The 10,598-nt window shown below is 67.9% G+C and carries 10 protein-coding genes; 4 read left to right on the top strand and 6 right to left on the bottom strand.

Going from position 1 to position 10,598, the window contains the following annotated elements:
- Together O3Q52_RS15760 and O3Q52_RS15755 are read left to right on the top strand one after the other, a co-directional pair.
- Window positions 1-461: cell wall metabolism sensor histidine kinase WalK (locus tag O3Q52_RS15760; RefSeq protein ID WP_269649407.1), on the top strand; the 461-nt coding region annotated here is incomplete at its 5' end.
- A 128-nt stretch (window positions 462-589) separates the two neighbouring features.
- Window positions 590-1,723, top strand: coding sequence for a serine hydrolase (locus tag O3Q52_RS15755; RefSeq protein WP_269649406.1), 1,134 nt, complete (start codon window positions 590-592; stop codon window positions 1,721-1,723).
- A 35-nt stretch (window positions 1,724-1,758) separates the two neighbouring features.
- Here the strand turns inward: O3Q52_RS15755 and O3Q52_RS15750 are convergent, their stop codons facing one another.
- The 5 genes from O3Q52_RS15750 to O3Q52_RS15730 all read right to left on the bottom strand — a co-directional run bounded on the left by O3Q52_RS15750 (window position 1,759) and on the right by O3Q52_RS15730 (window position 7,159).
- Window positions 1,759-1,899, bottom strand: a complete 141-nt coding sequence (locus tag O3Q52_RS15750; RefSeq protein WP_269649405.1) for a hypothetical protein — start codon at window positions 1,897-1,899, stop codon at window positions 1,759-1,761.
- 496 nt (window positions 1,900-2,395) lie between these two features.
- Window positions 2,396-3,124, bottom strand: coding sequence for a spermidine synthase (locus O3Q52_RS15745; RefSeq protein ID WP_269649404.1), 729 nt, complete (start codon window positions 3,122-3,124; stop codon window positions 2,396-2,398).
- A gap of 145 nt (window positions 3,125-3,269) precedes the next feature.
- Window positions 3,270-4,955 carry a ribonuclease J gene (locus O3Q52_RS15740; protein ID WP_269649403.1) on the bottom strand — a complete coding sequence of 562 codons (1,686 nt, stop codon included), beginning with the start codon at window positions 4,953-4,955 and terminating at the stop codon, window positions 3,270-3,272.
- Window positions 4,956-5,322: 367 nt separating this feature from the next.
- Complete coding sequence (locus O3Q52_RS15735) at window positions 5,323-6,171, bottom strand: PhzF family phenazine biosynthesis protein (RefSeq protein ID WP_269649409.1); 849 nt, start codon at window positions 6,169-6,171, stop codon at window positions 5,323-5,325.
- A 220-nt stretch (window positions 6,172-6,391) separates the two neighbouring features.
- On the bottom strand, window positions 6,392-7,159 hold the full coding sequence (locus O3Q52_RS15730) for a phosphotransferase (RefSeq protein ID WP_269649402.1): 768 nt from the start codon (window positions 7,157-7,159) through the stop codon (window positions 6,392-6,394).
- A 108-nt stretch (window positions 7,160-7,267) separates the two neighbouring features.
- On the opposite strand from O3Q52_RS15730, the gene O3Q52_RS15725 reads away from it, so the two are divergent.
- Window positions 7,268-7,615 carry a hypothetical protein gene (locus O3Q52_RS15725; protein ID WP_269649401.1) on the top strand — a complete coding sequence of 116 codons (348 nt, stop codon included), beginning with the start codon at window positions 7,268-7,270 and terminating at the stop codon, window positions 7,613-7,615.
- Window positions 7,616-7,617: 2 nt separating this feature from the next.
- The gene (locus tag O3Q52_RS15720) at window positions 7,618-7,998 is read left to right on the top strand and encodes a GMC family oxidoreductase N-terminal domain-containing protein (protein WP_269649400.1); all 381 of its coding nucleotides are present in this window, start codon (window positions 7,618-7,620) and stop codon (window positions 7,996-7,998) included.
- 60 nt (window positions 7,999-8,058) lie between these two features.
- Here O3Q52_RS15720 and O3Q52_RS15715 read toward each other — a convergent pair whose 3' ends face one another.
- Window positions 8,059-10,530: a CBM35 domain-containing protein gene (locus O3Q52_RS15715; protein ID WP_269649399.1), complete on the bottom strand. Its 2,472-nt coding sequence runs from the start codon at window positions 10,528-10,530 to the stop codon at window positions 8,059-8,061.
- Between the last annotated feature and the right edge of the window lie 68 nt (window positions 10,531-10,598).

Raw genomic sequence — 10,598 nt, 5'->3', positions numbered from 1 at the left:
ACCCCAACACCGTCGACCTGACAGCCCTCGCCTCCCGGATGGCCGAGCAATACCCCCTCACCGAACGGCCGTTGACCCTCACCTGCGACAGCACCGCCCCCGCACACGCACACGGAAACCCCGACGAGTACGAACGGCTGCTGCGCAACCTCATCGACAACGCCGCCCGCCACGCCGCACACCGCATCCAGATCACCGTCCGGAACCAGGACGCCTGGGTCGTCCTCGCGGTGCACGACGACGGACCGGGCGTGCCCACCGAGGATGCCGAGCGCATCTTCGAACGCTTCGTCCGGCTCGACGACGCCCGCTCCCGTGACCAGGGCGGCACCGGCCTGGGTCTCGCCATCGCCCGTGACCTGGCACACCGTCACCAAGGCACCCTCACCCTCAGCCCCCGGACCCTCGGAGCGTGCTTCCAGCTACGCCTCCCTCAAGCCCCCACCCCAGCCGAGAAATGACGGACCTCTCCACGCGCAGACCCCCCCCGAGAGATCGAGGCCGGCACCGTCGTCTCGCATCAAGGAAAATGAAGTCAGCCATGAGACTACGAAACCAAGGACTGGGCCGGATCATTTGGATAGTGCCGATGCTGTCGCTCCTGGCCTTGGCCGGGTGTTCCGAGGTGCCATCGTCGAAGTCGACAGCAACGGCGGCGGCTACGGCGGCGAGCGTCGACTGTGACCGGATCGCAGGTAGCGGCCGGACGTTCTATGAGAGCAATCCGACGTACAAGGATCCCCGGGACGACGGGGAGGACTGGTCGTCGACCCCGCCGGAGGAGCAGGGGTTGGATGCCACCATCTTGCGCAGGGGGCTGGCCAAGCTCGGGGACAACGCGTCGTTGTTGAGCGCGCTGGTCGTCCGACATGAGCGCCTCGTGGCCGAGCGGTACTACGACGGTAGTGGCGCACACCGGAGCAACAACGTCCACTCGGTGTCGAAGAGCATCCTGCAGGCGCTGGTCCACATCGCCGTCGCGAAGGGCGACATCGGAAGCCTGGACGACCCGGTGGCCGACTACCTGCCGGAGTACTTCGCCAAGGCGTCGCCGGACAAGAAGAAGATCACCATCCGGCACATGCTGACCATGAGGTCAGGTCTCGACTGGACAGAGGATTCGACCGAGGGAACGGTCGAGAAGACGTCGAACTGGGGTCGGGCGATTCTCGGCCGTGATCTCGTGTCCGCCCCTGGCACGACGTACAACTACAGCAGCGGCAATACGCACGTCGTCTCGGCCGTGCTCCAGAAGGCCACCCGTATGAGCACCTGTCAGTTCGCCCACCAGTATCTCTTCGGACCGATGGGCATCACGGCCGAGCATTGGGGCCGTGACCCGCAAGGCGTCTTCTCCGGCGGGTACAACGTCTACCTGACGCCACGGGAGATGGCCAAGTTCGGCCTGCTCTACCTGCACGACGGCAAGTGGGGCGGACGGCAGCTCGTGCCACGTGGCGCGGTGCGGGCGGCGCAGGCCCAGATCACCCGGGTCGACGGCGTTTTCGCCTATTCCGAGGGTTGGTGGACGCAGACCGTCTCCGAACGCCCTATGTACTTTGCCTGGGGATACGGAGGGCAGTTCGTCTTCGTGATTCCCAGCGCGGACATCGTGCTCGTGACCAGCGAGAACACCAGCAACGACAGCATCAACAAGGAGATCGACCCAAGGGAGTTCATTCGCGACTACCTGCTGCCCGCCATAACCGGACCCGGCCCCTGATCTCGGTGCCCCCGTGCCTTGAAGACGCCGGAGGCCTAGGCCCGGGATGTCGGTGCGGCAAGCTCGGCCAGGTGGTGCAGCGAGTTGGTGAGATGGTCGGGGCCGAACGGCGGGAACCGGATGCCGCGGTCCCGGATGTACTGCGGCACCGCCGACCAGTCGTACGTGAGCGTCACCTCGGTCTCGGACGGACCGAGCGGCGCAAGGTCGTATCGCCAGATCCAGCCGCCGAACTCCAGCTCGCCGTCGCCCTTCTGCTGTCCCGTCAGCCAGCCGATGGTGCGCGGGCGGCGGGTCGAGCACCTGAACCTTGTTGACCACCTGGTAGTCGCCGTTCGGATGGTTGGCGTGGTACATGTCCATCCGGAAGATCTGCCCCACCTCGGTCAGCGGCGCCCGGTCGGCAGGCTCCTGAACCCATCCGGTGCCATCGATCGCGGAATGGGCCGTCGGGTCCGTCAGTACGGCGAACACCCTTGTGGCGGGCACGGCGACAGTCAGAGTGGCGCTCACGTACTCGGCGGCCATGGTGTGCACGCTCCTTGTCATCTCGGCTGAGCCTTCCGCAGGCACGGAGGGGACGCTCCCAGGATGGAGACGACGGGGAGAGGCGGAACTCATCGGTCGTGTGGGCGGAAACCGTATCCGTGCCCCATGCGCCGAACTGGTCGCCTACGGCCGGCCGGTTTCTGTCCTGGCCACGTAGACGGTGTTGGTCGAGGTGCCGCCCTGCAGGGGATTGTCGAAGTCGACGACATGGGCTGCCGATTGCGGGAAGACCTCCGCGAGTACGGAGGTGAACTGTTCGTCCGGCGGGTCGTTCGACCACAGCGCGAAGACCCCGTTGGGGTGGAGGTGTTCGGTGAGAGCGCGGAGCCCGGCAGGCTGGTAGAGCGCCGCGTGGCGCGGATGGAGCACATGGCGCGGCGAGTGGTCGACATCCAGCAGGATGGCGTGGAAGCGGCGGCCCGGCTCCTTCGGGTCCAGACCGCGTGAATCGGCCGCCATCGCGAAGAAGTCGCCTTGAACCAGGCGGCAGCGGGGGTCCGAAGCCAGCCGGGCACCGAGCGGGACCAGGCCCCGCTGATGCCAGTCGATGACTTCGGCGAGTGTTTCGACCACGGTCAGCGAGCGCACCCGGGGGTCGTTCAGCGCAGCCTCGGCGGTGTATCCGAGTCCGAGTCCGCCGACGACGACGTCCAGTTCGGCGTCCGGCAGTTGTGCCAGTCCGAGTTCCGTGAGCGCGACCTCACCGGCTGTGAAGAGGCTGGACATCAAGAACTCGTCGCCGAGCTTCACCTCGTACACATCGTTGCCCGATGCCGGGTCGCGTCGGCGCCGCAGGCTGATCTCGCCCATCGCTGTCGGGCGCCAGTCGATCTCCTCGAAACGCGCGCTCATCCGTTTGCCTTTCTGACGCACCGTCGGTGCTGGAAGTCCGTGCCGGCAACGCCGCTCTGCGTGAGTGCGGACGCAGGCGCGAAACCGTCCCTGCCCTGCCGGTAAGGCAGGGCAGGGCAGGAGAGGGGGAAGGGAACGGAGCCGGTCAGGCGTCGATGATGACGGGGATGATGAGGGGCCTGCGGCGGTGGGTACGGAAGGCCCAGTTCGCCACGGCGCGGGCGATGAGCTGTTCCAGCTGGTGCGCGTCGCCGACGCCTTCCTGGGCCGCGGTCGCCAGAGTCTTCTCGATGACCGGGATGACCGGTTCGAAGGTGGTGTCGTCGTGGACGAATCCGCGGGCCAGGAAGTCGGGGGTCTCGGCGAGGGCGCCCGTGTCGGCGTCGACGATCGCCACCACGGTGACCACACCTTCCTCCGCGAGGGTGAGGCGGTCCTTCAGGGACGCCTCGGTGGCGCCGCCGACCTCCATGCCGTCCACGTAGACGTTGCCCGCGGGCACCTTGCCGGTGATCGACGCACGCCCGTCCACGAGGTCGACGACGACGCCGTCCTCTGCGATGACCACCCGCTCGGGATCGACGCCCGTACGGATGGCCAGGTCGGCGTTGGCCCGTAGATGGCGCCACTCGCCGTGCACGGGCATGACGTTGCGGGGCTTGACGATGTTGTAGCAGTAGACGAGCTCACCGGCGCTGGCGTGCCCGGAGACATGCACCTTGGCGTTGCCCTTGTGGACGACATGGGCGCCCCACCGGGTCAGCCCGTTGATCACCCGGTAGATGGCGTTCTCGTTGCCGGGGATCAGGGAGCTCGCGAGCAGTACGGTGTCGCCCTTGCCGATGCGGATCACGTGGTCGCGGTTGGCCATCCGGGACAGAGCCGCCATCGGCTCGCCCTGGGATCCGGTGCACACCAGGGTGATCTTGTGGTCGGCGAGCTTCTCCATTTCCTTGGTGCTCACGACCAGACCGCTGGGAACCTTCAGGTACCCGAGGTCGCGGGCGATGCCCATGTTGCGGACCATGGAGCGGCCCACGAAGGCGACCTTGCGGCCGTGCTGGTGCGCGGCGTCCAGGACCTGCTGGATGCGGTGCACATGGCTGGCGAAGCTGGAGACGATCACCCGGCGCGGGGCCGTACGCATCACCTGTTCGATCGCCGGGTTCAGCTCGCGCTCGGAAGTGGTGAAGCCGGGTACCTCGGCGTTGGTGGAGTCGGTGAGGAAGAGGTCGACGCCTTCCTCGCCGAGGCGGGCGAAGGCGCGCAGGTCGGTGATGCGGTCGTCCAGCGGGAACTGGTCCATCTTGAAGTCGCCGGTGTGCAGCACCAGCCCGGCGTCGGTGCGGATCGCGACCGCGAGGCTGTCCGGGATGGAGTGGTTGACCGCCACGAATTCGCAGTCGAAGGGGCCGAAGCGGCGCCGGTCGCTCTCACGTACGCGCACCGTGCGCGGCCGGATTCCGTGCTCCTTGAGCTTGGCCTCCAGGAACGCCAGTGTCAGCTTCGAGCCCACGACAGGGATGTCGGAGCGCTCGCGCAGCAGATACGGCACGGCGCCGATGTGGTCCTCGTGGCCGTGGGTGAGGACGACGGCCACGATGTCGTCCAGGCGGTCACGGATCGAGGTGAAGTCCGGCAGGATCACGTCCACGCCGGGCTGGGTCTCTTCGGGGAACAGCACGCCGCAGTCGACGATGAGCAGCTTGCCGGCATGCTCGAAGACGGTCATGTTGCGGCCGATCTCACCCAGGCCGCCCAGGGCGACGACCCTCAGCCCTCCTTCAGGCAGGGGAGGAGCGGCTTTTAGTTCAGGATGTGGATGGCTCATATTCTGACGTTACCGGAGAGTCTGCCGAGGAGATCCACTGGCTGCCCCGACCAGCCGGGTTTGCGTGGCGCGGCCGAGGCGGTCAGCGGGGGCCGCCGGGCTGCTTCGGCAGCGGACCGGACGGCGCGTGGTGGAGGAACCAGGCGACTGCGATGAGCCCACCGGCGAGTCGAGCGGGGCTTCGGCGCGGTGACCCCGATCGTCGGTACGACGTGTTGGCAGGGCCAGGAGCGAGATGTCGCCCCTGGTGCAGGAGCTGTCGTTCCCGGCGGTTGCTGATGTCGCGGCCGTGTCCGTCGACACATTCGGGCGGATCTGCCCAGCGTCGGACGCCGGATGGTGCTGTCGCTGTGGGTCTGGCGGCAGGTCAGAGGGTGACGGTGCCCCGGATGCAGCTGGTCGTGGCGCCGCCGACCCAGACGGTGCCGTCGGCGTCGGCCGTGATCTCGATGGTCCCGGCCCGGCCTACGCGCCCGCCCTGGGAGACCCGGTAGGTGGAGGGTGCGCCGCCGGTGGAGGTGAGCCATTGGCCCACGGCGGCGTTCATACTGCCGCACACCGGGTCCTCGGCCACGCCGATGCCGGGGGCGAAGGTACGTATCTCGAAGGCGTGCTCGGCCCCGTCGGGGTAGGCCCCGATCGCGCCGACCATCGCGGTCGGGATGAGGGAGAAGTCGGGTTCGAGGGCGAGGACCTCCTCGGCGTCGGACAACTGGATCACGGACCAGCCGGGCCCGTTGTCGACCCACTGGTGGGCAAGGACGCGCTCGCGCTTGATGCCGAAGGCGGTGACGATCTGGTCGACGAACTCCTCGTCGAGCGCGCCGTCGCGGATGAGCGGCGGGGCGGCGAAGGACAGGAGGCCGTCGCGGCGGCGCAGGCTGACCAGGCCGGCGGCGCACTCCTGCACGATGCGGTCCGAGTCCTGCGGTGTGCCGCCGTTCTCCAGCCAGGCGCATGCGGACCCAAGAGTGGGGTGCCCGGCAAAAGGGAGTTCGCCCCCAGGAGTGAAGATCCGGAGCCGATAGTCGGCCTCAGGGACGGTGGGGGGCAGTACGAACGTGGTCTCGGACAGATTCGTCCATCGCGCCAACCGCTGCATCTCCTCGTCGGTCACGTCCGTCCCGTCGAGGACGACGGCGACCGGGTTGCCGAGGTAGGGGGTCGTGGAGAACACGTCAACCTGGACGAATGGGCGTGAGCGCGGCACGGTCATCAAGGGCCTTTCGATACCGGCGAACGCGGCGCCGAAGAACACCGCACGGGTCTGAGGGAACCATGTCCATCCCAACGCATGGCCAGTCGACCGGACCCGTGATGAACGCGCGCCACAGCGCTTTTGGGGGACTGTGCGGACAACAGACTCACGGTTGTGGCTGCACGCGGTGTGCCATCGTCCTCGTCGTCGGGAGGGACGATGCCCGAAACCGAGTACGTCATCGCAGTGCGCGAGCCAGGATGCCCCGGTGGTCCAGGACCCACTGCCAGGCAGCCTGGACCTCCATGACTGCGCCGGCGTCTCGAAGGCCGACCATCGCCTGGTCTCCCGTCTGCGCAGCGGCCTCGATGCCGCGCCAGCACCTGTCCTGCCACCACAAGACGGCCGGGACGAGGTCATCCCGATCGGCCAGCCCATAGGTGTCGGTGACCAGCCGCAACCGCCGCGCGCTTTCGTCGACGTCTCTCACCCCTGGCCCGAGACCGATGTACTGCCAGCACACGTGGGCGACATCGTGAATACGTGCGCCCGGGGCCGCCAAGTCCCAGTCGATGAACGCCACCGGGCGCAAGGCGCCGCCGACTGATCGGTAGACCGTGTTCTTCGGCGAGAGATCGTTGTGACAGACGACCTCCTGTGCCCCGGCCAGTTCGGTGCCTGCCGTCAGATCATGGAACTCCCGCACGAGCCTGGTGACCAGCAACAGACTCTCCTCGGAGTGCACCGCTGACGGCTGCTCTCGTTCCCAGGCCACGTGCCCGTCAAGGTAGGTGAGAACCTCACGCCCGTCCTCATCGAGGCCCAGGTACCGCGGTGCACCGGACCAGCCGCGGACCTCGAGGAACCTCAGCAGTTCGGCGACGAACCCAGTCCTGGCCGACGTAGGTCGGCGCACCGTGGCACCGACCCGCACGACGTGATTGACGAAGCCACCCGGCAAAGACGATTCAGACATCCCTCTACTCTGAATCATCGCGGTCTCCACCACAGTCGACGTGGCAGAGGCCGACGTTCTCCACTGAGCGCTGCACCGCGTCCTCCGAGCGCCGCACAGCCGCTGGCCGAACGCCACCCGCAGTTCATCGCCCCTGCCGTGCTCGCCCCTTGGAGCACCGCGCGCATCCTCACCCTGCTCGCACAGCGCCGCTGGTCACTGCCCGCTGCCGAAGCCGTCTGCGGGATCACGGCGGTCAGGATCGTCCGCAAACTCTCCGGCACCCAGGACCCGTACCGGTTGGCGCTCGCGCCCAAGTACCGGCGCGACCGCGCCCCGTTGGACCCGGTCCGCTACGGCATCGCCTGCCGCCTCGACGACCTCGCCTACGGGGCCGGAGTGTGGCTCTCCGCGCTGAAGGGCCGCTCCACCGCAGCCCTGCGCCCCCGATCGTCCGTACCGACGCTCACCGGAAGTCCGCCCGACGAGCCGGCCGGACGGACGTGATCGTGGTCGGGGCGGGAGCCGCGGGTGCGGCACCGGCCACGCGGCTGAGCGAGGACCGCGACCGCAGTGTGCTGCTGTTGGAGGCCGGACCGATTCCGCCCGACCCTTCGTGTTACCCCACAGACCTGCTCGACGCACGGCTTGTCCCCGGCGCCCAGCCATGCCACCCGACGGTCGGGACGTTCCCCGCCCACCTGACTTCTCGCCGGCCCTACACGGTGGTCCGCGGTAAGTACCTCGGCGGCTCGACGGCCGCCAACGGCGGTTACTTCATCGCTGATCAATGGCGGCCCTGGTCCGCGACCCTTCCAGCGGGCGCGGACCAGGGCTCGGCCGAGGGACTCGTCGCAGCCTGCCTGGCCAACCAGCTCCAGATCGTCTGAGAGGCTCCTGACTTGTTCGCCGCGGCCGAGGCCTGGATCACATGACCGGCCGGACAGGCCCTAGCCGATCACTCGCCCCAGTTCGATCCGGTCGATGTTGGGAGCCCACGCGCTCGCGTTCCCGAACGTGACCTTGTTGGAGCCCTTCTTCAGATCGACGGGGACGCCCACGGTCCAGTAGTCGTCCCAGCTCCAGGTGTTCTTGAAGGTGACCTTCTGGAGGGCGGCGCCGCCCACCGTGATGTCCGCCGTACGGGACATGATGTCGGTGTTGTAGGAGTGACCGTTGTCGCGCCGGTCGTTGTGCGCGTAGTGGACGACCAGCATGTAGCGGCCGGACTTGGGCGCGTCCACTGTGAACTCGGCGGTGCTGGAGGCGCTGTTGCCGAGCCAGCCGATGTAGGAACCGGCGGAGGCGTGGGCGGAGTCGACGAGCTTGGCGCCGCCGGCGAGGGTGGCCGAGGCGCCCTCGTAGGAGAGGGTGCCTGACGTCGAGCCGGCGCCCGAGACGTCGAGGGAGCGGACGGAGGCGCCCTTGGCCGTCATCGCGATGCGGTTGTTGCCCGCCACCAGGTACAGCCGCAGGGCCCGGCCGGGTGCCGCCGCCACCTCTTCACCGTGCAGTTCCAGCTTCACCGCCGCGGAGGCTCGCGACACCACCGTGTAGTAGCCGTCGCGCGGTGCGTAGGCGTCGAAGACCGCCTTGTCACCGGAGTGCAGGACCAGGGCGCCCGTGCCAACGCCGGCCGACGAGGAGTAGTCGTAGGACGGCTTCCCGCTGATGTCCGCCAGCGTGGCCTCGTACGACGCGGAAGGCGCGGCGGCGGTACGGGCGGTCAGGTCGATGCGGTCGAGGGTTACCTCGGCGTCGCCCTTGGCCAGCGTCAACACATGCCGACCCGCCGGGAGTTCGACGCCGACGTCCTTCTTGGCGCGGTAGGTCCAGTTCTCGGTGGAGGGATAGGAGACCGTGACCGGGTCCTCGCCGTCGATCGAGAGCTTCTGCGTGGCGGGTGTCCCGGACTGGTTGCCGTACAGGATCGCCAGGTCGTACGTTCCGGCCGCGGGCACGTCCACCGTGAAGTCGACCTTGCTGGTAGCCGTGTTGAGCGAGCCGACGTCCTTCGTCCCGGAGGCCGCGTAGCCGTTGGCGTTGCTGACCGTGCCCTGGGTGTAGACCTGGCCTCCGGTGATGGCCGCGTCCTCGGCCTCGTACGAAGCGGACCAGGGAACGGAAGCGGTGGACGGATTGCCCGAGCCGCCGGGGGTGAGGGCGATCCGGTAGGCGGACATCTTGTGCATGCCGCGCAGCGGGACGGTCACCGAACCGTCGGCCGCCACCTTGACCTTCGTCCGCGTGAGGACACGCGGAGCCGCGTGCTGACCCTCGTAGCCGGACCAGGCGGACTCGGCGACGGACGCGGTGACCGTGCGGCCGAAGACGGACCGGGAGACGTTCTGGACCACGACGTCGGAGTCACCGGCCGAACCGCCGAGCAGGACCTGCGCCTGGCGCCGCTTCTTGTCGTACGACGCCAGACCCTGCAGGGTGTCGATGGTGTTGGCCTGCGGCGGAGTCACCCTGACGGTGTTGCCGGTCAGCCCGGCGTACCAACGGAAGAACCACCAGCCCCCGTTGGGGATGTTGGAACGCACCACGTTGCCGTCGAGGTTGCCGGCCGCGTCCCAGTAGGCCTGGTTGGCGTACACCTTGTTCCGCTCGAACATCGAGACCCACTGGGCGAGTTGTCCCGGCACGGAGAGGTCGCGGCGGTTGGCGTACTCGTCGATGTTGATCTTCAGTGGCGCGATGCCGAGGTTCTTCTCGATCGCGCGGTAACTGTCGTAGTTCCCCTGGAAGTTGCGCAGAGAGCTGGAGTCCAGCTCGTGCCAGGTCATGATCTGGGGAAGGACGTTCTCCCGCTTGGCGAAGGCGAGGAAGTCGGTCAACAGGCGCGTGTGATAGCCGGATTCGTTCGGGCCGGCGATCCTGGCGTCGGGATCGATCGCGCGGATCCGCTGGTACACCGTCTTCCAGTCCTTGAAGAACCGGTCCCGGTTGACCTCGTACTGCGCCTGGTTGGAAGTGCCGAGGTTGTACCAGATCTGGTCGGGCTCGTTGAACGGGATGTAGACGAAACGGTCGCTGTTCCGGTCGGCCGACACCTCCTTGACGATCTTGTCGACCTTGGGGAGGTAGTCGTCGATGCCGAGATCCTCGTACGGCCACTTGGAGTAGATGTCCTGCATCATCACCAGGATCTCGCCGCCGCCGTTGCGGAAGAACGACTTGGAGACGGTGAGGGCGTCGCCGTTGGGGTGCTGGGCGCCGCCCTCCGGCTTCTGCGAGACGCTGGTGATCTTCAAGGGCGCCAACGCGGCGTCGCTGGGCACGCCGTCGTCGCTGAGCCCGTACAGGGTGCCGTTGGCACCGCGCATAACCGGGCCTTCGGAGGCGGCGAGGTCGACGGTGACGCGCTGCGGGTCGGCTGCGGCGGTCGCGGTCCCCGCCGCGGGGAGGGTGCCTGCCATGGCGGTGACTCCAAGTACGGCTGTGACAAGGGCGGTTCTGGTACGGGACCCGGTGCGGGATCTCGTAC

This window comes from Streptomyces sp. ActVer (assembly GCF_027270795.1).
Lineage (GTDB): Bacteria > Actinomycetota > Actinomycetes > Streptomycetales > Streptomycetaceae > Streptomyces > Streptomyces umbrinus_A.
The sequence above is the reverse complement of the archived record's forward strand: the minus strand, read 5'-3'. Positions and strand labels throughout refer to the sequence as shown.